This window comes from Paenibacillus periandrae (assembly GCF_022458865.1).
Taxonomy (GTDB): Bacteria; Bacillota; Bacilli; order Paenibacillales; family NBRC-103111; genus Paenibacillus_S; species Paenibacillus_S periandrae.
This window is the reverse complement of sequence record NZ_JAJNMU010000033.1, coordinates 34,565-56,356: the sequence shown is the minus strand read 5'-3', so window position 1 is coordinate 56,356 and position 21,792 is coordinate 34,565. Positions and strand designations below refer to the sequence as shown.

At 48.8% G+C, this 21,792-nt stretch carries 17 protein-coding genes; 14 read left to right on the top strand and 3 right to left on the bottom strand.

The features are described 5' to 3' along the window. Window positions 1-202: 202 nt before the first annotated feature. Window positions 203-2,461 carry an FAD-dependent oxidoreductase gene (locus tag LRL21_RS38385; protein ID WP_240421131.1) on the bottom strand — a complete coding sequence of 753 codons (2,259 nt, stop codon included), beginning with the start codon at window positions 2,459-2,461 and terminating at the stop codon, window positions 203-205. Between the two features lie 173 nt (window positions 2,462-2,634). Between LRL21_RS38385 and LRL21_RS38380 the strand changes: the two genes are divergently transcribed. From LRL21_RS38380 to LRL21_RS38330, 11 genes are all read left to right on the top strand, one after another. After that, window positions 2,635-3,477 (top strand): AraC family transcriptional regulator, encoded by an 843-nt coding sequence (locus tag LRL21_RS38380; RefSeq protein WP_240421088.1) that lies wholly within the window; start codon window positions 2,635-2,637, stop codon window positions 3,475-3,477. Window positions 3,478-3,587: 110 nt separating this feature from the next. After that, a complete protein-coding gene (locus LRL21_RS38375; protein WP_240421087.1) occupies window positions 3,588-4,661 on the top strand; it encodes a Gfo/Idh/MocA family protein in 1,074 nt (357 codons plus the stop codon). A 216-nt stretch (window positions 4,662-4,877) separates the two neighbouring features. Next, window positions 4,878-5,207, top strand: coding sequence for a metal-sensitive transcriptional regulator (locus LRL21_RS38370; RefSeq protein WP_240421130.1), 330 nt, complete (start codon window positions 4,878-4,880; stop codon window positions 5,205-5,207). Window positions 5,208-5,463: 256 nt separating this feature from the next. Further along, window positions 5,464-7,746 (top strand): helix-turn-helix domain-containing protein, encoded by a 2,283-nt coding sequence (locus LRL21_RS46505; RefSeq protein ID WP_240421086.1) that lies wholly within the window; start codon window positions 5,464-5,466, stop codon window positions 7,744-7,746. Window positions 7,747-8,047: 301 nt separating this feature from the next. Beyond that, window positions 8,048-9,016 carry an ABC transporter permease gene (locus LRL21_RS38360; RefSeq protein ID WP_240421085.1) on the top strand — a complete coding sequence of 323 codons (969 nt, stop codon included), beginning with the start codon at window positions 8,048-8,050 and terminating at the stop codon, window positions 9,014-9,016. 12 nt (window positions 9,017-9,028) lie between these two features. Further along, window positions 9,029-9,916 carry a carbohydrate ABC transporter permease gene (locus LRL21_RS38355; protein ID WP_240421084.1) on the top strand — a complete coding sequence of 296 codons (888 nt, stop codon included), beginning with the start codon at window positions 9,029-9,031 and terminating at the stop codon, window positions 9,914-9,916. Between the two features lie 71 nt (window positions 9,917-9,987). Next, the gene (locus LRL21_RS38350; protein ID WP_240421083.1) at window positions 9,988-11,637 is read left to right on the top strand and encodes a type 2 periplasmic-binding domain-containing protein; all 1,650 of its coding nucleotides are present in this window, start codon (window positions 9,988-9,990) and stop codon (window positions 11,635-11,637) included. A 93-nt stretch (window positions 11,638-11,730) separates the two neighbouring features. Then, window positions 11,731-12,516 carry a hypothetical protein gene (locus tag LRL21_RS38345; RefSeq protein ID WP_240421082.1) on the top strand — a complete coding sequence of 262 codons (786 nt, stop codon included), beginning with the start codon at window positions 11,731-11,733 and terminating at the stop codon, window positions 12,514-12,516. 65 nt (window positions 12,517-12,581) lie between these two features. After that, a complete protein-coding gene (locus LRL21_RS38340; protein ID WP_240421081.1) occupies window positions 12,582-14,627 on the top strand; it encodes a CBM96 family carbohydrate-binding protein in 2,046 nt (681 codons plus the stop codon). Between the two features lie 117 nt (window positions 14,628-14,744). Continuing rightward, the gene (locus tag LRL21_RS38335; protein ID WP_240421080.1) at window positions 14,745-15,749 is read left to right on the top strand and encodes a zinc-dependent alcohol dehydrogenase family protein; all 1,005 of its coding nucleotides are present in this window, start codon (window positions 14,745-14,747) and stop codon (window positions 15,747-15,749) included. 40 nt (window positions 15,750-15,789) lie between these two features. Then, window positions 15,790-16,683: an ROK family protein gene (locus LRL21_RS38330; RefSeq protein ID WP_275901103.1), complete on the top strand. Its 894-nt coding sequence runs from the start codon at window positions 15,790-15,792 to the stop codon at window positions 16,681-16,683. An 11-nt stretch (window positions 16,684-16,694) separates the two neighbouring features. Here LRL21_RS38330 and LRL21_RS38325 read toward each other — a convergent pair whose 3' ends face one another. Beyond that, window positions 16,695-17,390, bottom strand: coding sequence for a FadR/GntR family transcriptional regulator (locus tag LRL21_RS38325; protein WP_240421079.1), 696 nt, complete (start codon window positions 17,388-17,390; stop codon window positions 16,695-16,697). A gap of 156 nt (window positions 17,391-17,546) precedes the next feature. On the opposite strand from LRL21_RS38325, the gene LRL21_RS38320 reads away from it, so the two are divergent. From LRL21_RS38320 to LRL21_RS38310, 3 genes are all read left to right on the top strand, one after another. Beyond that, window positions 17,547-19,058 carry an FAD-binding oxidoreductase gene (locus LRL21_RS38320; RefSeq protein ID WP_240421078.1) on the top strand — a complete coding sequence of 504 codons (1,512 nt, stop codon included), beginning with the start codon at window positions 17,547-17,549 and terminating at the stop codon, window positions 19,056-19,058. A gap of 3 nt (window positions 19,059-19,061) precedes the next feature. Beyond that, a complete protein-coding gene (locus LRL21_RS38315) occupies window positions 19,062-20,459 on the top strand; it encodes a (Fe-S)-binding protein (protein ID WP_240421077.1) in 1,398 nt (465 codons plus the stop codon). A 187-nt stretch (window positions 20,460-20,646) separates the two neighbouring features. Further along, window positions 20,647-20,850 carry a hypothetical protein gene (locus LRL21_RS38310; RefSeq protein WP_240421076.1) on the top strand — a complete coding sequence of 68 codons (204 nt, stop codon included), beginning with the start codon at window positions 20,647-20,649 and terminating at the stop codon, window positions 20,848-20,850. A 104-nt stretch (window positions 20,851-20,954) separates the two neighbouring features. On the opposite strand, the gene LRL21_RS38305 is transcribed toward LRL21_RS38310, so the two are convergent. Further along, window positions 20,955-21,533: a thymidine kinase gene (locus LRL21_RS38305; RefSeq protein WP_240421075.1), complete on the bottom strand. Its 579-nt coding sequence runs from the start codon at window positions 21,531-21,533 to the stop codon at window positions 20,955-20,957. Between the last annotated feature and the right edge of the window lie 259 nt (window positions 21,534-21,792).

Sequence of the window (21,792 nt, the reverse complement as noted above, 5' to 3'; positions counted from 1 at the left end):
AAAGGATATGGTCAGGAACCAAACTGTGATTTAGACTAATGGTTGCTGATCTATGTATTGAAGAAAAGACTGTCCCCCGGCATTATTTGCAGGGAGGACAGCCTTTTGTGTGTACGGGCCTACTTGATGACTAAGTTGCTATTTGAACCCTCCACATCAGCGGTTACAATTCGCTGATTGCGCCACCGCTACGACTCTGTGGTTACCCGTAGACGCGTATTTCAATTACTTCTGCGTGGAGGCTTCCGTTCGTTGCTTCGATCACCAGGCGCAGCTGATCGGTGTTGACTGCTGCAGGCAGCCGGTGGATTTGCTTGCGTTTGTGATTGGCAGTTTCCTCATGAACCTTGACCCATTGTCCTTGCACATAGGCTTCCAGACGGTAGTCCCGAATCAGCTCTGGGATAACCGGAAACGGAGTATAGTGATGGTGAAGATTGATCAGATCTTCATTCACATCGTCATTGAAGGTCAGATGGATTTCACTAATTTGCACAGTCTCCTGCCACTGCAGCTCAAGGGAAGCGGGCTTAGACACAGCCGGGTCCCGAGCTTCCGACAGCCACATGTGCGGCTCGCCATAGGTTCGGACAAAGCCATCCGTGACATGCCCGACCTCGAAGGCGGTCGTTTCCGGGTACATGCGGAAGCAGAAGGGCTTACGCACCAGCTTCTTCATACTCCACAATATGACCGGTTGATCCGGGTCCTGATTGCTAAAATCAGCAGATACGGTCGCTGATGTGTTTTTCACGAATGAGAGCACACCGGTTTGCGGCTGATGGGATACATACAGCGTCACATGCTCATTGGCTTTGACAATAATAAAGCCATGCTGTGCCGTCGGCGGCTTCCAGGCTAGCGGAATGCTGACCCACTGGCGTTCGCCGGGTGCGAGAGCGGCCAGGCCGCTCACTTCCAGTCGATGCGGGATATAATTTTCCGCGCGGCCGGTGCTCCATACCTCCACCTCAAGCGTTGTTGCCGCCGCGGCGTCGAGCAGCAGCTCAATCCGCTGCAGCTCTGGCGCCACCGGCACCAGCAGGGCGACGTCCCCGCCCTGCAGAGCCACCGGCTCCGCGGCGTCTTCGACCGCCAGCCGTCGCAGTGTGCTCGACGCCGTGAGCTTCGCACGGCGTGCGAGATCCTCGTCATCGCTGCTGCGCAGGCCGATGACCGAGGCATCCTGACGCAGCAGCGTTTGCTGCAGCTGCGTCAGGTGCCGCTCATACACGGCGCGTGGCGTCACGCCGTGCTGCACAGCCAGGGCCGCGCCGGTACCCGCGGCCTCGCCAATGACCGCGCATGTCGCCATCACGCGCGTCGTGCCAAAGGCTACGTGCGAGGCGCTGATATTGCGCCCGGCGAACATCAGGTTCGATACATTAACCGAGTATAACGATCGGAAAGGGATGTGATAGATGCCGTCAGGATGCAGGTGCTTCGAGCCGCTCTCCGTTGCGTACATGCCTCCGGGAGGATGCAAATCAATGGACCATCCGCCGAAGGCGATTCGGTCCTCGAACTCCCGCTGCGCGAGAATATCGTTCTGGTTCAGCACGTAATCGCCGATAAAACGGCGGTATTCGCGTTTGCCGGGAATCGAGCCGACCCATTCCAGTGTCATCGTCTCGGCCTCGAATTTACCGGAGTTTTTGATATAATCCCAAATACCGTATACGACCGACCACAGCTCATCACGAATACGTTCGTTCTCATGCACGGTATCCAGCTCGCCGCCCCATTCGATCCACCAATAGCTGCAGCCGTTGTCGCCGCTACGGATCACCCTTTTAAGCGGGATCGTTGTGGCCGCAATATCCTTGGCAAAGCTGGGCGGTACATATCGAACCGGATGTCCGACATCCTTGGTATAAAATAATAGCGTGCTGCCCAGCGTGATGTTGTCAGCGGCCTCAGGCGCCCAATCCTCATTATATTCATCCTTGGCTTCACGACCGATCCGGTGCTGCGCTCCGGCAAGGAACCCTACCAGTCCATCGCCTGTGCAGTCCACAAACAGCTCACTTTCAAAACGAATCCGCCGCTCGGAGCCCATCATCCAGCCTGTAACTGAAGCAATCCGCCGATCGTCCTCCTCTCCATACGCTTCGACCTCATGCACATCCGTATTCAAAAACAATTGGATATTGGGCTCGGCCAGCACGGATTCCAGCACAACCATATCCCATAAATACGGATTGCCGTCGGGATTGCGGTATTGGTTCTCAACGAACATTTCACCCATAATGCCCGTTTCGCGCGCATAGCGGTTAACGCCATGCGAGGTGGCTCCACATACCCAGACACGGACCTCGCTGCTGGAATTGCCGCCTAGCATAGGGCGGTTCTGAATCAGAGCTACCTTTTGCCCCAAGCGGGCTGCCGCGATCGCCGCATTCACACCCGACAGGCCGCCGCCAACGACGGTAATATCGGTTTGCACAGTTTCATTTTTCATTAGGATCACCTCAGTAGTATAATAGTTGATATCTGTAATTTCATTATAAAATTGGTCATCTGCGATGAACATACACGGATGATACATCAGACATATCCTTTATTTCATTATTCGGGAATCAGGCCGCTGCTGCCTGATCAGACGGGAACAAGTGAATCCAGAGGAGGAGCCGTATGCACGCACCGTTATGGGAATGGAAGCCTTATTTTATTAGCTATGCTTATTGGTACAAGAAGGACAAATTCCAGTTCGTGCAGGACAGCTATGCGGAATGGGTGATGTTTGCTGTCGAGAATGGCTCCTTTCGCTACCGAATCGGAGAGGCGGCTGGAACTGCGATATTTGGCGATGCCATCCTGTGCCCGCCAGGTGTTGTGTTTGAACGGGAGGTGCTGGAGCCGGTTTCGTTCCATTTTATTAGGCTCGGCTGGCTGGCGGACACCTTCCCATCCATGCTGCCAAATGCAGCAACGTTTCGAAACGAGGGGACATCAACATCTGACTTCGCCCCGCCCGTTCACCTTACCTATATGGACCATAATCGGCTGTCTTCCACCTACTACTACATCCACCAATTAACACGTTTGCCGGATGAGCAGCGGCTGCTGCTGTGGGACCATTATTTGAATGATCTGTGGCAGCAGCATGTGGTCGAGAGCGGCTTTTCCCAACAGACGAACGAGCAGCAGGACAAGGACCCCAAAATTGTAGAAGCAACCAGATGGCTGCAGCAGCATGCTTTTGAGCCGGTCAGTCTGAAAGAGCTGAGTGCCAGTCAGGATTTAAGCCCAGTGCAATTTACGAGGAAGTTTTACGCGGCTCACGGGACAACGCCAATCGATTATTTGACGACCCTTCGCATGCAGAAAGCACAGACGCTGCTGCTTGAAACCGAAATGACTCTGGAGCAAATCGCCGAACGCTGCGGGTATGAGAGCGGTTTTTATTTGAGCCGCGTGTTTACGAGGAGGATGAAGGCAAGTCCCTCTCAATATCGTAAAATGCATCGGGTGTAGTCGCAATGTTGAAGCAGTATGTCATCTTTTCGCAGTAGGAAGCCTACCCGGAACATGATAGAATTTGGCTAATCATACAAGCTTGGTTACAAGTACAGGAGGCGACAAGGGTGGCACAGACAATAAAGATTGGTATTATCGGCAGTGGCAACATTGCAGGCGCGCATTTGAAGGCTTATCGACTTATGAATGATGTGGAAATTGTCGGGGTAGCCGATATTATTCCAGGTAAAGCTGAAGAATTTATCGCAAGGCATGAGTTGGAGAATGTGAAGGCGTTTGACGACCATAACAAGCTGCTGGAACTGGAGCTGGATGGAGTCAGTATTTGCACGCCCAACGTCTCGCACCACTCGATCAGCGTGGACTCTTTGCGTGCAGGTAAGCACGTCCTTGTGGAAAAACCGATGGCAGTCACGATGGAGCAGGCTGTAGAAATGGTGCAAACGTCCAAACAAACCGACAAAATGTTATCCATCGCCTTTCAGCCCCGCTACGATCCGAACATGCAAATGATCCGCGATATCGTTCGGTCCGGACAGCTTGGCAACGTATACTATGTACAAACAGGTGGCGGAAGGCGCAGAGGCATGCCGAAGGGCACCTTTATTTCCAAGCAGCTGGCTGGCGCCGGAGCATTGGCCGACATTGGCTGTTATTCACTCGATATGGTGCTTAATGCTCTTGGGTATCCGAAGCCGCTGACGGTTTCAGCGATGACGAGTAACCATTTTGGCACGAATCCTCACTATCATCCGCAGGCCAGCGCGTTCGAGGTCGAAGACTTCGGGATGGCGATGATCCGCTTTGAAGGAGATCTTGTCGTCAATTTCAAAATCGGCTGGGCTATGCATATGGATACGCTTGGACCTACTCTGTTCCTTGGCACTGACGCTGGCTTGAAGGTCACACCTTCCGGTAACGGGGCCTGGGATGGCGGCATTACTTCGGTATCGCTGTTTCATGATATTTTGGGTCACAACACGGAGAGCGCTTTTCCTGTCAAGCAGCACCAGATCAACATTTTTTATGAGAAGATCCGCGATTTTGTCACTGCGATCCAGGAGGGCCGTCCTGCTCCTATTCCAGGATCAGAAATTATTCGTAATCAGGCAATTATTGACGGTATATTGCGCTCGAGCGAGCTGAAGCGGGAAGTCGATATTTTTATTCCTGAACTGTAAGCTGCTTATTAATTTGGTTAACGTTACATCTATCGAGCCTTTCGCGTTATGCGAAAGGTTTTTTGCTGCGGCTGGATCAGGAAATATTGTATAATAAACATACAATTCTGCGGGCGCATGACCCGCATCGTGGAAAGCGAAGTGAGTAATATGAGTGGGAACACACCTGATGATCAGGCCGTTCAACAGCCTCAGGAAGTATCTGTGACCGCTGAGATGGATGTGAGCGATACAGAATCAGAAGCAGTTGGCTGTACAATCCATGGGACACGTCAAAGTCACCATTCCGATCAGGTCAAGAGCAGTCTGACAACGAGGCTGAACCGGATTGAGGGCCAGATTCGTGGCGTTAAGGGAATGATTGAGCGCGACACTTATTGTGATGATGTGCTCAACCAGATCGCAGCGATTCAATCCGCACTTAATGGCGTCGGCAAAATTTTGCTGGAGGGCCATATGAAAAGCTGTCTGGTCGAGCGGCTGGAGCAGGGAGATACGGATGTCATTGATGAGCTGTTGAAAACTATGGGCAAGCTGATGAAATAAGCTATCGATATCCGGTTATTGAACGCTATTAACTTTTAACGCTGTTAAACTATTAAGGGAACGCAAGGAGGAGCCGTCATTAAAGGCGGTTTTCTTTATCGGCCCATGTAGGGATATCGGTTTTGTGATATATTGGAAGTATTCATGATTCCACTTCATGTAAACGCTTTAAATGCGATAATGTTAAGTCTTTTCTGCTGCCTATAGACGTATGTGTTTGTACGGATTAGCAGGTAATAACCTAAGGGGGTGTTCCGTGTTTAATATACGAGCCAAGATAAATACAGTTTATTCACGGATCCTCATCTTCAACATCTTGCTCGTGATCATTATTTCCTTGGTTCCCCAGGTGCTGTATATTCATTACTTTTCAACGGCTTATAATGAGGAGATCATGAGACAAAGCACGCAAGATGTCAACAAGCTCAAGTACGCAGTGGATGAAACCATTCTCGATCGCGTCATCAGATTGGTCAATATTTATTTCTCCGATATACCAAGCAATGAAATTCTAGCCTACCCGCTTACACACGATATTAGTGGCAATGGCTTTAAGATTGCCGAGGTCAGCAACTATTTGACGGATATCCCGTATAAGCTGAACTTCCTGCAGTCCGTTGAAGTCTGGTATACAGCAGGAAATGTATATATTAATGATAAGTACAACTCCTACCTGGATTCCGCAAGCTCCAGAAAAAGTCTGGATGATGCATGGATCGACGTATTAAGGAACCAGGAAACGCCCAATCGTTGGTTGGCTCCACGAATATCGATGCCCTTGAATATGCCGGTTATTACATATTTGTCCAATATCCCGTTAATCGATAATATTTCCAATAGACAAGCAGTCGTTGCCATTAATATTAAAGAAAGTGCGATCCATAATTTGATTCAATCCTCACCTACAGACGGTGAAGTTTTATTTATTCTCGATGAAGCAGGCAATGTGCTCGTTCATAGCGATAAGCAGTGGATCGGCCATAATTTCAATCAAAAGGATTATATTCAAACTCTGCTGCAAACGGACGATGGTACCTTCGAGTCTTCAGTTGAAGGCGTCCAAAGCGTTGTATCCTATTCAAAATCCAAATACAATAATTGGAAATATGTTTCCGTTATTTCGATTGATAAGCTATATCAGAAGTCAAAGCAGCTGACTCATTATTTAATTATTACTACGATCATTCTGCTCACGGTAAGCCTGCTGCTGTCTGTCTACATAACGCATCGGGCGAATAAACCACTGCGCAGAGTCATTCAGACCATTCTCAATCTGGGAAATGCTGAAGGCCAGCTGGAGAAAGGGACGAAAAGCGAATACACGCTACTTCACAATGTAATCGATCGTGTGTCCAAAACCATACATGATTTGCATCATCAAATGGAAGCTAACAAGCCCATTATCCGTGATAAATTTATTATGAGGCTCCTGCAGGGGGATATGGATCAGAATGATCCACAGGTCGAACACATGGAGCAGATGCTAGACATCCAGTTCTGTCATAACAAAACAGCCTGCATGGCCTTAAAGATTTTCGATGTGGAGGGAACAGGTCTTGGGAATGAAATGATTGTTCCTTATAGTATGCTGCACAATTTCGAGGCTCAGGAGGATTACTGGCTCTGCTCAACCATTGATAATGCGGGCAACATAGTGGCCATGCTGAATTACTCCAAAGCTATCGATAAGGAGGAGATTTGCAGCAGTATCGGTGCTCAGATCAAAGGGAAGTTTGTGCTTGGCTTCGGTCAGGAATATGAGCATAGTTATGCCAATATTGCCCGGTCCTATGCGGAAGCCTGCGATTGCTTGAATTATGCCTTCATTATGCCTGACCAATCATTAATCGTATATGAAGAGCTGGCAATAACCAGCCGCAAGGAATACGGCAGTGGCTTGCAGATTATGGAGCAGCTGTCTGCAGCGGTTCGCAGCCGGAATAAAGAAATGGTTGGTTCCATTCTCGATATTTTGCTGAAGGGACTCATCTCCGGCAGGTATCATATTGACTTTTGCCGCAACACGGTGTTTGATGCTATTTCGGTTATACGCACAACGGCGATCGCCATGGACATTGATCTGGAGCGTTTTCTCGGCTACGACATCCGGGATTATGGCAGAAAATTGGATAATGTCGCAAGCTTAACGGATTGGCTGTCTGAAGTAGCGGTGCAAATCATGGACTATCACACAACGGATGTCAATAATGATCCCGGAACTGCGCTGGAACGGCAGATTATGGCCTATATCGAACAAAATATTTACAATGAAATATCGCTTTCCTCCTTAAGCGAGGGCATACATATGAATTCCAGCTATGTGAGCCGGATTTATAAATCCGTAATGGGGTCGAATTTTTCGGAGCACTTGGCTGGGATCAAGATGAAGCATGCGGAAAGTCTGCTCAGGGAATCGGATTTATCGATCAAAGACATTGCCGAGAAGCTTGGTTATACGAGCCCGAGATATTTTGCCAAGCTATTCAAAGAAAAGTTTGGTTTTACACCCAAAAGCTACCGGGATAGCCTGAGTGGTTAATCTTTTAGAACAATCACTATAAAGCTGTGGTGAGCAAGTCGCCGCGGCTTTTTGTTGTTTCAGCTAAGAAACCAGGAATATCAGGCGCTGGAGGTAGGGAGCGAGTGAAAAGTAAAAATAGCAGCACAGGTAAAAAAATTGACAGCTGCACGACTGGAGCAGGGAACAATGCGCTCTTGCAATCAAAGACGTAAAAAAAACAGCACCGGTGTAAAGTTATTGACGCTTGTCGATGGCAGACCCCAGAACGTACGATAAAGGCATCAGGCACAGACAACAGATTGGAACAGGAGGAATGGGCATGGAGAGCAATTCGGTCGCTCCCGCAGCAGAACTGAACAATCGCTTGCAGCGTCAGGCGAAGAGAGAAGGCTTCATCAAGCTGTATTGGAAACAAAAATATTTTTTCTTTATGCTGATTCCGGTCATCGCATATTACCTTATTTTCCACTATGCACCCTTATATGGAATCGTGATCGCTTTTCAAAATTATTACCCGCTCAAGGGGGTTGCGGAAAGCGAATGGGTCGGGCTGGATCATTTCAGGGAGCTGTTCACAGGGCTGTATTTCCTGCCTGTACTGAAGAATACGCTCATCATCAGCACTTATAAATTGATTTTTGGATTCCCCGCACCGATCATCCTGTGTTTGATTTTGAATGAGGTACGGATTGCTGTGTTCAAGAAAGCGGTGCAGACGATCACCTACCTGCCGCACTTCATTTCGTGGGTTATTCTCGGCGGCATTGTCATTGAATTCCTCTCCCCGACCCGAGGGTTGATCAATGCGATCATCATGTCACTCGGCTACAAATCGATTTTTTTCGTGACGAGCGAAGCCTGGTTTCGAACTATTCTCGTGCTCTCCTCGATTTGGAAGGAGGTCGGCTGGTCCACGATCATCTATTTGGCTGCTATTACAAGTGTCGATCCGGAGCTGTACGATGCAGCTGATATGGATGGGGCGGGCAGGCTGCGGAAAATCTGGAATATTACGATGCCATCGATCATGCCTGTGGTTACGATCATGTTTATTTTTGCGGTCGGCGGTATCATCAATGATGATTTTGACCAGGTATACAATTTGTTGAACGCTTCGGTTCTTTCGGTTGGGGACGTCATATCGACGTATACGTATCAGATTGGTTTGGTTAAGGGCGATTACAGCTTTGCGACGACTGTGGGACTATTTAAAAACATCATCGCCTTCCTGTTAATATTGCTAACGAATTATGTAGCCAAGAAAACCAACGACTATTCTCTATGGTAGGTGACGGAAGTAATGGACACAGTGCGTAAGAAAAGAAAACGAACAGTTGAAGATTTTATCGTGGATACGATTGTGTATGTCACGTTGATCCTGCTCAGTATAATGACGATCATCCCCTTCATGCAGGTGGTAACAGTTTCAATGAGTCCGCCGCATGTGGTCAGCAGCTATGGGGTTCATTTAATTCCGTTGGAATTTGACTTTGATGGCTACCGCAAGGTACTCGCCTATCAGCAAATCTGGACGGGATATATGAATACGATCCTGCGGGTGATCATTGGGATTATCATATCCATGACCTTGATGATCCTGGCGGCCTATCCTTTATCGAAGAAAACTCTGGTGCATCGCAAGTTCTGGACGATCTTCATGGTATTCACGATGTTTTTTAGTGGAGGATTAATCCCGACTTATTTGATTGTCAAAGGCATTGGGCTGTACAACAGCATCTGGGCGCTGGTATTGCCTGTAGCGATCAACACGTTTACGATGCTGATCATCCGCAACTACTTTATGTCGCTCCCTGAGGAAATTCAGGAATCAGCCAGAATTGACGGTGCCAACGAGTTCATCATTTTGACGCGGATCATCCTGCCGATTTCGATTCCGATTCTTGCCACAGTCGGCTTATGGACAATGGTCTACCACTGGAACGAATGGTTTAATGCGATGATTTATCTTAAGGATTCCAATAAGGCCGTGCTGCAGCTCGTGCTGCGCAAGATTTTATTCGAGGGCTCCGAGCCGCAGGCGGTTGAGGCTGCCAATACGATCTATGCCAACACCGACACAATGAAAATGGCTGCGCTCATGGTATCTCTGCTGCCCTTGCTGGTCGTGTACCCGTTCCTGCAAAAGTATTTCGTTAAGGGCGTTATGATCGGCTCATTAAAAGGTTAACCCCGTTCCTGTAGAAGTAGATAACTTTTATATCTGGACGGCTTATCATATCCATTATAGGAGGGTCTTAAATGAATCCAAAAATAGTTCGTCATGTAGGCAGTTGGGTGAGCGCTGCCTTGTTAGCAGGAACGATGGCTGCATGCAGCAGTGGTGGCAGCACATCAGCCCCGGCAGCGTCTCCAGCAGCAGCCCCCCCTGCGGCTGCAGATAAAGGAGCGACGGCACAGCCGAAGAATGAGGCACCTGTCACGATCGAATGGGCAGGCTATAACATCAATGACGTAGCTCCCGATCCCAATTCGGAAGTGCTGCAAGAAATCTCCAAACGGTTTAATGCCAAGCTTAATGTATGGACTGCGGATTCCCAGAAATATAGTGAAGTGTTCAATGTGCGAATGGCCTCTGGCGAAATACCGGACATTCTCAGACTGAAGGGCTTTGAGCTTTCCAAACTGGTAGATAGCGGAGTAGCGGCAGAGCTACCGGTTGATATGATCAAACAGAAGGCACCGAATTATTACAAGCTGATATTGGATAACGATACTTCAGGCTCAGCCTTCCGCTCCAGTATGTATAAAGGCAAAAACTACGGCTTATCGGCATTCCAGCTGGATGGCACTTATCCGACCAGTCTTGTATGGCGAATGGATTGGCTGAACAACGTAGGCATTACCAAAGTGCCGGAAACACTGGCCGAGTTTGAGGATGCGATTTACAAGTTCACGAACAATGACCCGGATAAAAATGGCAAAAAGGACACCTACGGTCTTTCAAGCACTGCGATGCAAACCGTTTTAGGTGCCTTCGGCCCAATCCCTACAGATGTGATCAAAGGGACCACACCTTATTCGGCTCTTTGGTATACCGTCAAGGATAACAAAGTGCTGATGGATGCCATTCAGCCGGAGATGAAGGAAGGCTTGAAGCTGCTGGCCAAATGGTATAAGGACGGTGTGATCGATCCTGAATTCGTCACGGGCGAGAATAAAGGCGGCTATTGGGCAACCTCTCATGCTTTTATTAACAACCGGATTGGCGTAACAGGCAATGTGATGTACTACCACTGGACGCCACCTCTTACGGAAGGAGACCTGGGTGGACCCGTCTATCAGGAATTTATGAAAGTCAAACCGGATGCCAAATATGGGGAAACGTGGGCGCTTGGCAAAGCGGTCAAGGGGCCGGACGGAAAAGCATTTGGGGCCAATATTTGGGGTTATAACAACGAAACGCTGGTAATTACCAAAAATGCAGCCAAAGATCCGAAAAAGCTGGATACGATTCTGAAAATGCTTGATACGCTGGTGACCGACAAAGACTACTATATGCTGGTCAATTATGGAGTCAAGGATAAGGATTATACGGTTAACAAGGATGGCTCCATTGCCTCCAAGCTGAAGAATCCGACTGAAACGGCCCAACGCGGCGTTAGTACCTTCGGCATGTACACGAACAACCCTCTGGTTGTTAAGGATATCTTCAAAGCCAAATATGAGCTTGCCGACAAAGTAAAGGGCACAGGTACGCCACCTTCTTACCTGCCAAGCGTAGAAGCCTCAGGGAAATACACGGCCGATATGCAGAAGCTGACCACCGAAAACTATATCAAGATCATTACAGGTGATCAGCCGATCGATTCCTTTGATGAATATGTGAAAAAAGCAAGGGCAGCGGGTGCCAACGAAATCGAGAAGCAATATACAGATGTCATCAAATAAATTCATTGTCCAACCAGGGGCTGTCACAATCGTAGATCAACTACCGATGGGGCAGTCTTTTGGTTCTGTGCCAACAACTATAGGAGGGAGCTCATGAGACCAGCAGGTGGCAGAATTTTGATTTGTGCAATTGCTATCCTTGTATCGGCAATTGCTTGCACTGGCTATATCTCCTGGCACCACACGGAGCTTGGAAATTCAGGCCATTCATCTAATTTATCTAGCCCAACGGTTGCTTATATCAATGGAGCAGTCATAGAGGAACGTGAATTCAATCTGTTTTTGTCCCAGGTAAAGGCCCAGGTTACCAGTTATTTTAAACAAAAATTCGATGCAGACGACTCTTCTACATTTTGGACTACGAGCTTTCAGGGGGAGGTACCTATCATAAAGGCCAAGCAGCTGGCCATGGAGCAAATTAAACAGGTAAAGGTGCAGCAGTTGTTGGCACAGCAATTCGGGCTGCTGGAGGATACCAGCTATTCTTCGTTTCTTGATAAATGGGCAAAGGAGAACCAAAGGAGACAGGAGGCTGTAGCTAACAATCGTGTGATTTATGGTCCACGGCAATACGAGGAATGGGGTTACTATACTTACGTGCAATCAACGATGGTCATCCAATTAAAGGCTGTTATGAGTGAGCGAGAAGAGGCCGTATCTGAACAAGAGCTGATCAATCTTTATGAGCAGCTGAAGGGCAAGCTTTATCAGCAGCCCGGAGAACGAAAAGCTGGTAGTTACATGCTGTACAGTGAGGTCAAGGATAGTGTAAAGCAGCGTCTGATTGACGCCAATTACGATGCTAAAGTGAAGCAGGAGCTAGAGGCAGCAAAGGTGGTGGTGATGGAATCAATTTATGAGCAAATCCAGATGCAATAAGAGAAGTTGTTGCAGCAGATGATTGTTGTAAGCGCTTATATTTTAATTGACGAGGAGAATGATTAATGAAGTTAACCAAGGCAATTCGTCTCTGTGGGTCGCTCGGCTTGATGTTCTTACTCATGTTGGCCTTTGTTGTGTCCATACCCGCCTGGACGACTACCACCTATGCCAACAATACAACCTATTATGTAGATTCTGCTGGCGGCAATGACAGCAACAATGGACTAAGCATGGGGGCACCCTGGAAAACTTTGACCCAAGTCAACGGCACAACCTTTCAGCCGGGTGATAAAATTCTTTTTAAGTCAGGCTCCACATGGTCCGGGCAATTGCATCCGCTGGGGTCTGGTTCTGCTGGCTCTCCGATTATCATAGACAAGTACGGTACGGGGAATAAGCCGATTTTTAACGGGAATGGTTTGACAGGGGCGACCGTCTACTTCTACAACCAGCAATATTGGGAAATTAACAATCTGGAGGTAACCAATACTGCAGCAGCGGAAGGGGACCGATACGGGGTTAAGGTCGAAGCGCACGATGTTGGAACCTATAATCATTTTTATATCAAAAACCTGTACATTCACGATATTAAGGGTACCAATACAGATGAGCTCAAGGTTACCGGAGGTATCTTTGTTACGGTGTCAGGGACTGCTGTGCGCACGAAATGGAACGATGTGCTGATCGACGGCAATACGGTGGAAAGGGCTGACCGTACCGGTATAAGCAATGGCAGCTCATGGGGCAACAATGACGGCAGCGGAAATTTCGAGCCTTATACCAATCTCGTCATCAGCAATAATACACTGAATGATATTGGCGGGGACGGCATTGTGATGCGTGCATCCATTAACGGCCTGATCCAATATAATGTCGTGAACACCGCACATGCGCGGGACACCCATTATAATGTTGCGATATGGGCTATTAACAGCACCAATCCGGTGATGCAATTTAATGAAGCCTATAATACGAAAACAACGAATGACGGCCAAGGCTTCGATTGCGACTATAATCTAACTGGATGCACAGTCCAATACAATTACAGCCATGACAATGAAGGCGGGTTTCTCCTGGTCATGGGTAACGGATCGATCCGCAACGATAATATAGTCGTTCGCTATAATATAAGCCAAAATGACCGCGCACGAATTTTTCAGTTTAACAGCGGCTACACACCGTTGAACGCGAACATTTATAACAACACCTTTTATATTCGCTCAGGATTGGGCACGAGTATTATGACTGGATTAAGCGGCAGCAATCCAATCTATTTCAAAAACAACATCGTATATAATTTGGGCAGTGGCGGGTATACGGTAAAAGCCAATGATGTTTATGATTATAACCTTTTTTACGGCAATCATCCTGCGAGTGAACCTGCCGATGCTCACAAGCTTACCACCGATCCTCTCTTGGCGGGCGCAGGCAGCGGAGGCACAGGCCTCAGCTCGGTTGATGGCTATAAGCTGGGATCGGGTTCACCTGCTATGGGGTCGGGTCTGCTTATAAGCAACAATGGTGGCAAGGACTACTGGGGGAACACCGTGTCTGCTTCGACTGCCCCTAATCGGGGTGCTTACAATGGAGCTGGCGTGACCCTTCCGAATGTATGGACTGCAGTGGATGATGCCACGGTTCGTGATGGAACCTATGCAGGAACCAATCAGGCGGGAACTACTGCAGTTACCATAGATACCAAAAATGATTTGACCAGCTATAAGCGTGACGGATATTTTAAATTTGATTTTGGCAGCTATAGCGGAACCGTATCGGCGGCATCGATTACACTCACTCCTACAGTTACGGCCTCAACCGGCATCCAGAACGAGGTGGCCTTGGTTAGCGACAACACCTGGACAGAAGGGGGCATTACATGGAACACCAAGCCAGCCTCCAGCACAGTTCTTGGTACGTATACCATTACTAGCGGGACACCGATCACGATTAATGTGACCTCTCAGGTGCAAGCGGCTATGACGAGCGGCAAAAAGCTTTCAATTCGGGTTTATAGTACATCACCTGTGAATTCCAACGGGAATGTTTCCTATGCTTCAAAAGAAAGCACCGATATCGGAGGACGGCCGCACCTGAATATCACACCTTAAAAGCGTTGAATAATCAGCCTCGCCATACTATGCAGTCAATGTGACTTGCTTTGTATTGTGGGGCTGTTGTTTTTTTGTTAAGATTTGAGAAGTATAAATTAAAGGAGAGATAGTGACATGCAGGCAGCGGTATTGCAAGGCAAGCATCAAATTGAAGTAGTGGCATGGGAGCCTGCCAAGCTTATGCCCGGAGAGGTCAGAATTCGTGTTCAGGGCTGTGGCATTTGCGGCACGGACCAGCATATTTATCATGGAAATCCGGGTTCGGCAGCCGTTACACCTCCAATCGTGCTGGGACATGAGCTTGCTGGTGAAGTTACGGAATGCGGGGAAGGTGTCACCCAGCTTAAAGTGGGGGATCGGGTATCAGTTGATCCGAATATTTACTGCGGCAGCTGCCGATATTGCCGCAATGGTCAGCTGAACCTGTGTGACCGTCTTCAGGCTGTTGGGGTCACGCGAGATGGTGGGATGGGTGAATATTGTGTAGCGCCTGCAGCCAATTGCTACCTGCTTCCCGATTCAATGAGCTTTGTGGAAGGAGCTATGGTTGAGCCTCTCGGTTGTGTGCTTCATGGTTTTAAGAAGCTCGACATTCGTCCGATTCATACCGTGCTCTTGATCGGTGGCGGATTTATCGGTCAGCTGTTTCTACAGTTGGTCAAGAAGCAGGGAGCAGCCCGAATCATCGTCAGTGACCCAGCAGCTGAGAAGCATGCCGCGCTGCTCGCGTTAGGAGCGGATGAGGTCGTAAGCCCGACAGCGGACGTTGTAGAGCAGTTGAAGAGCCAGGCTGATGTCGTCATTGAATGTGTAGGACGTCCGGAATCGATGGAGCTGGCTTTTGAGGCTGCGGGAAAAGGCGGTCAGGTGCTGCTGTTTGGCGTTGCTTCACCTGCTACTCAAATCAAGGTGTCGCCGTTCGCGATTTTTGCCAAGGAGCTGCGTGTATTAGGTTCATTTATTAATCCGCACACGCACGAGGAAGCCATTGCCCTTATTGAACAGGGAATCGTGAGCATAGAGCCGTTAATCAGCCACAAATTCAAGCTTGCAGATATTCCACAGGTGATGGGCGATTATCTTAAAATGAATGTGAACAAAGGTGTTATTGTATATTAAGAATTAATTCAATCGCTATTGATGAAGGAGACCTACGATTATGATTTTGGGAGCAATAGAAGCAGGAGGCACTAAATTTGTTTGCGGGTTTGGCAACGAGCACGGTGAAATCATGGATCGGATCAGCTTTCCGACAACCACACCGGAAGAGACCTTGGGTCAAGTGATTCGTTATTATGCAGACAAGCAGGTTGAAGCGATAGGAATCGGATCATTTGGTCCGATTGATCTGAACAAAGAAAGTGCTACCTACGGCAGCGTTACAACCACACCAAAGCCATATTGGAGTCAGTATCCGATCCTGAGTGAGCTTCGCAAGCATATTCATGTACCGATGGGGTTCGACACTGATGTGAATGCCGCAGCGCTTGGGGAAGCGGAGTGGGGAGCAGCCAAAGGTCTGGACAGCTGCGTATATGTGACCATTGGTACCGGAATCGGCGCAGGAGCCGTGGTAGAGGGCAAGCTGCTGCATGGCCTAATTCATCCGGAGATGGGACACATTCTGGTAAAACGTCATCCGGAGGATACGTTTGCAGGATCTTGTCCCTACCATAGTGATTGTCTGGAAGGTATGGCTGCAGGACCTGCCATCGAGAAGCGTTGGGGCCGCAAAGGGATTGATCTGGTGGAGAACCAGCAAGTATGGGAATTCGAAGCTTATTATTTAGCGCAGGCTGTAACGAACTTCATTTATATTCTTTCTCCTAAGAAAATCATCCTTGGCGGCGGTGTTATGAAGCAAAAGCAATTATTTCCGTTAATCCACCGTCATGTTATTAGCATATTGAACGGCTATGTCCAGAAGGAAGAGTTGACACCTGAGAAAATCGGCGAATATATTGTACCGCCCGCTTTGGGGGACAATGCCGGTTTGAGTGGTTCTTTAGTTCTGGCAAGGCAGGAGCTGGAGCGGAGCCGAGTTACAGTCTAGTGTTGTGGCTTTCATTCAGCTGGTGTTAAGCCGCTGAGCGTTTGCTCAACTTTGCGCAGATGGGAGGCCATACGGTTTTTGGCGAGTGTGGCAGAGCCTTGTTCTATCGCTTCAACCAGATGAAAATGCTCGTCGGATAGTCTGGACGCTTCGCTCTGCTCGGCGAACAGCCAGAGACGTCGGCTTTCACGCATAATGGGTCCCATGGAGGAAAACAAGGATTCCAGCGTTCCCGCAAGCAGCGGATTTCCTGAGGCTTGAGCAATTGCAACATGAAAGCGGATGTCAGCTTGATCGAGCTGGCTTTCCTCTTGGAGCGTCATCATCTCAAGGATGATTTGTTTGAGCTGGACGAGCTGCTCAGCTGAGCGGCGCCTGGCTGCCAGGCTTGCGCTTTCCGTTTCAAGTATATAACGCAGCTCAAGCCAGGCTTTGAGCTGTTTGATATCCTGAATTTCAGGAGCCTGCCAAATTCCAAGGGCAGGCTCTTTATCTTTGAGCACGAAGGTACCTCCGCCGTGGCGTACGTCCACCCAGCCTTGGGCTTTCAGCGAAGCCAATGCCTCGCGGATCGTAGAGCGGCCAACCTGAAAGAGCTCAGCCAGCTTTTCAACGGAAGGAAGCCGTGAGCCAACGGGCCAATCACCCTTCATCATTTGCTCGCGTAGAGCTTCTGAGACTACAGCAGAAGCTTTTGGAATCAGCATAGAATCGATCCTCTCATTCATAGGTTAATTCGATATTGACACAGGTAAAAGCAACCTCTTATAATTAAAGTCATCAGATGACCTGACTAATTATCACTAACTATTTATGATTGTAAATCAGAACGATTCAATATGCAACGGGGAGGCTTTATATCGATGATATCACCATCCGTACATGAAGAGCTGAAGGCTGCTGTAGGCCCAGGCTGGTACAAATACGATAATGAAACGCTCGTTTCCTACAGCTACGATGCAACCCCGCTTTACCAGGCGATGCCCGATGGCGTCGTATTTCCGGCTTCAACTGCAGAGGTATCGGCTGTGATGAAGATATGCGCCGCCAATCGGATTCCCGTGATTGGACGTGGTGCAGGCAGCAATCTGTGTGCAGGCACCGTTCCGATGCAGGGAGGCCTTGTGATAGTAATGACGCGGATGAACAAGCTGATTGAGATCGATCAGAACAATTTGACCGCTACCTTCCAAACCGGCTTGAATACGAAAAAATTCCATTTGGCGGTCGAAGAAACGGGCTTATTTTATCCACCAGACCCGAGCAGCATGATTATTTGCACGATGGGCGGCAATATTGCGCTGGGAGCAGGGGGCTTGCGCGGACTGAAATATGGAACGACCAAGGATTATGTAATCGGTCTGGAGGCTGTGCTGGCCAATGGCGAGATTTTACGTACGGGTGGCAAGCTGGTCAAGGATGTGGCGGGCTACGATCTGACGAGGCTGCTAGTTGGCTCTGGTGGTACGCTGGCCATCTTGACCGAGGCTACCGTGAAGCTTGTTCCGCGGCCGAACTTCCGACGTTCCATGATTGCAATCTTCAGTGATCTTCAATCGGCAGCCCGAACCGTATCACAGATTGTTGCCAGCCGGATTACACCCTGTACACTGGAATTTATGGATAAAGCGACAATTCGCGTCGTTGAAGACTTTTCCAAGATCGGCTTGCCGGTGGATGCCGAAGCGATTCTGGCCATTGAGCAGGATGGGGACGAAGCCATGGTCGAGCGCGATTTGCTAAAAATCGCCGACATTTGCAAGCAGCAGGGAGCGATCCAGGTTAAGGTTGCAGCTACTCCTGAGGAAGGTGCTAAGGTTATGGAGGCCCGCAGGACGGCGCTTGCCGCGTTGTCCCGCTTGCGTCCGACAACAATTCTCGAGGATGCGACCGTACCGCGTTCAAGGCTTGCCGATATGGTGCTGGAAATACAGCGGATCGCCAGCAAGCATAATGTTCAAATTTGTACCTTCGGGCACGCAGGCGATGGCAATTTGCATCCGACGGCGATGACGGACGCACGAGACGAGGAGGAGCTTCACAGGGTCGAGCTTGCCTTTGAGGAAATTTTTGAAGCGGCTATCGGTATGGGCGGGACGATTACTGGTGAGCATGGTGTTGGTATGGTCAAGGCACCCTTTTTGGAATGGAAGGTAGGTGCTTCCGGTGTTGATATTATGAAACGCCTGAAGGCGGCATTTGATCCGGACAATATCCTCAACCCCGGCAAGCTGTTCGCCGAGACGCGTAAGCGGATTGTATATAAGAATGAAGCAGACGATGCAGCGCCACATGAGCCCCACTCAGAGACCAAGCAGGCCGTCGATCCAATCCATAACGAGCATAATGGTCAAATGAACCATAGGGAGGGGTAAAAGGTGGAAACTACACAACAAGCGCTCAAGGATAAATTGATTGCCACCCTGGATTATGATCAGCTGACGAATTGTATGCGCTGCGGCTTCTGTCAGACTGCCTGTCCGACCTTTAATGAAACCGGACTTGAAGCGGCCTCGCCCCGGGGGAGAATCGCATTGATGAAGGCGGTCGCCGATGGGTTCATGGAGCCTGGTCAGCAGTTCAAGGAGCAGATGGATCTATGCCTCGGCTGTCGTGCTTGCGAGCCGGCCTGTCCATCCGATGTGAAATATGGCCAATTGATTGAGCAGGCCAGAGAATCGATAGCTGCGGAAACCGAGTTCCCTTGGCATGTCAAAGCGGTTCGTACCTTATTCATGGAGCGATTGTTTCCGAATCATGGCCGCATGCGGATGGTGGGCGGATTGCTTAAGCTGTACCAGCGTTCCGGTATGCAGACCCTAACGCAAAAAAGCGGTGTGATGAAGCTGTTCCCCCGGCATATGCGGGAGATGGAGCAGATCCTGCCGCCGGCTTCCTCCGATGGTGTTATTGCAGCGTGGGAGAAGCTGGGACTTCCGGCAGCCTGGGAAACTGCAGCCAATGGCCAGCGGATTCTGGTCATTCCGCAGGTTGGTGACAAGCGAGCTCGCGTCGGCATGTTCCGCGGCTGTATCATGGACGTATTGTTCACTTCTACGAATATTAATACCGTCAAGCTGCTTTGCGAAGCGGGCTTCGAGGTTGCGATTCCTGAGGCCCAAACCTGCTGCGGTGCATTGCATGCCCATGCCGGAGAAGCGGAGAGCGCCCGTCGTCTTGCCCGCACCAATATTGATGTATTTGCTCATGCCCAGGTAGACTATATCGCCAGCAATGCGGGAGGCTGTGGTGCCAGCTTGAAGGAATATGACCATCTGCTGCATGGGGAGGCGTCACTTGTTCCTGCAGCCAAGGATTTTGTGGACCGATTGAAGGATGTATCAGAGCTGTTGATCGACTATGGCCGACCACTGGTATTGAAGCCGACTGCACCTGATGCTCCCGTGAAGCTGGTTACGTATCAGGACTCCTGTCACCTGCGGAATGTGATGCGGGTCAATCGGCAGCCGCGTGACTTATTGAAGTCGATTCCTGGTGTACAGCTTAACGAGCTTCAGGGTGCAGATACGTGCTGTGGATCAGCGGGCATTTATAATCTCACACAGCCGCAAATGTCGACACAGGTGCTTGATCATAAAATGGAGCTGGTCGATCAAACCCAGGCTCAAACGATTGTTACCGCCAATCCGGGCTGCTTACTGCAAATGCAGTGGGGAATTCTGCGTTCCGAGCAAGGCCAGCATAGAAAAGCCGTGCATGTGATCGACTTCTTGGCTGAATCTGTCGAATACGAGGCAAATAAAAGCAATATTTAACAATTTATTTCATTATTACCCCTATAAAATCAGCTTGATCACCGAAATGGTCTATTATAAGTTTATGTTCAAAGAGACTACAACAGTTTTTGTTTCTTATGTCGAATAACAGGGTAATGATTGATGATTATTCGATTACAAGGAAGCTGTTTAGGGTTGATTAAGCTGACATAGGATGTGAGATGTGATGATTCTATCCAATTGCAGCAGCTGTGGGAAGCTGCAGCTCCAACAGGCAGATGCGTTATGTCTGGAATGCTTCAAGCAATTTATCGAGGATACACACACAGTAAAAAACTTTCTGAGTCAAAATCCGTATGCCAATATGATGGACGTGGTTCATCAAACAGGTTTTTCCTTAAAAAAGGTCAAGGAACTGGTCAACAGATAAGCTCTGCTCATGCAGGCGCCTGTAGACCGGTTTTTTTGTTCAAAAAAGAGGACCAGGCAGGTCGAACGCTCCGACTGCCTCATCCCCTTGTGTGGACATCCCTGCTACAGCTTATGAGCTGCCTTACGTTTTGATGCATAGCATTTACGGCACACTGGCAAGTAGCTTTCATTACCGCCAATTTGAATCTGTTCTCCTTCGAACAGGGCAACCCCATCCTTGCAGCGCATATTCATAATCGCTTTTTTATCGCAAAACCAGCAGACGGTTTTGATTTCCTCAATTTTATCGGCGATGGCCAGCAGATGATAGCTGCCTTCGAACAACACACCCATAAAGTCGGCACGCAGGCCGTAGGCAATAACAGGGATGTCCAGCGTATCCACAATGTCCGCCAATTGCTGGACCTGAGCCTTTGTTAAAAACTGTGCCTCATCCAACAAAATACAGTTTGGCTTTTCCTGGGAGGCCAGCTCCACCATATTAATGCGATCATCAATGATAATCGCCTTTTTTTGCATTCCGATTCTTGACGTTACCGTGCCGACCCCATGGCGATCATCGACCGAAGGTGTGAAGAGCAGCACCTTCTTGCCCTGTTCTTCATAGTTATGGACGGTTCTTAGTACTTCTATAGATTTGCCGCTGTTCATGGTGCCGTATCGAAAATAAAGTTTGGCCACTTGAGATAGACAGTCCTCTCCGCTGAAATATGTCCATAATCATAGCACAGGATGCCCTATAAATGTATAGGTCCATGCCTTCATGGGAGCTTTCGTCAATCATTTGGAATTTAATAGGTGTTTGCAGAGAAAAAAAGAAGCGGTTTGATGCATAATTTATGAAAGGGAATTTTTTACTCGCTTGATCGCGGTTTTAAGCATTTTATCTAGCTTTTAGAGGGTCCCATGTTAGCTTTTAGCGGTTTAAGCGCAGCAAAAA

Coding starts and splice junctions, on each gene's coding strand:
- LRL21_RS38385 (WP_240421131.1), bottom strand. CDS start 2,461: ATGAAAAATGAAACTGTGCAAACCGATATTACCGTCGTTGGCGGCGGC.
- LRL21_RS38380 (WP_240421088.1), top strand. CDS start 2,635: ATGCACGCACCGTTATGGGAATGGAAGCCTTATTTTATTAGCTATGCT.
- LRL21_RS38370 (WP_240421130.1), top strand. CDS start 4,878: ATGGATGTGAGCGATACAGAATCAGAAGCAGTTGGCTGTACAATCCAT.
- LRL21_RS38360 (WP_240421085.1), top strand. CDS start 8,048: ATGGAGAGCAATTCGGTCGCTCCCGCAGCAGAACTGAACAATCGCTTG.
- LRL21_RS38355 (WP_240421084.1), top strand. CDS start 9,029: ATGGACACAGTGCGTAAGAAAAGAAAACGAACAGTTGAAGATTTTATC.
- LRL21_RS38350 (WP_240421083.1), top strand. CDS start 9,988: ATGAATCCAAAAATAGTTCGTCATGTAGGCAGTTGGGTGAGCGCTGCC.
- LRL21_RS38345 (WP_240421082.1), top strand. CDS start 11,731: ATGAGACCAGCAGGTGGCAGAATTTTGATTTGTGCAATTGCTATCCTT.
- LRL21_RS38340 (WP_240421081.1), top strand. CDS start 12,582: ATGAAGTTAACCAAGGCAATTCGTCTCTGTGGGTCGCTCGGCTTGATG.
- LRL21_RS38335 (WP_240421080.1), top strand. CDS start 14,745: ATGCAGGCAGCGGTATTGCAAGGCAAGCATCAAATTGAAGTAGTGGCA.
- LRL21_RS38330 (WP_275901103.1), top strand. CDS start 15,790: ATGATTTTGGGAGCAATAGAAGCAGGAGGCACTAAATTTGTTTGCGGG.
- LRL21_RS38325 (WP_240421079.1), bottom strand. CDS start 17,390: ATGCTGATTCCAAAAGCTTCTGCTGTAGTCTCAGAAGCTCTACGCGAG.
- LRL21_RS38320 (WP_240421078.1), top strand. CDS start 17,547: ATGATATCACCATCCGTACATGAAGAGCTGAAGGCTGCTGTAGGCCCA.
- LRL21_RS38310 (WP_240421076.1), top strand. CDS start 20,647: ATGATTCTATCCAATTGCAGCAGCTGTGGGAAGCTGCAGCTCCAACAG.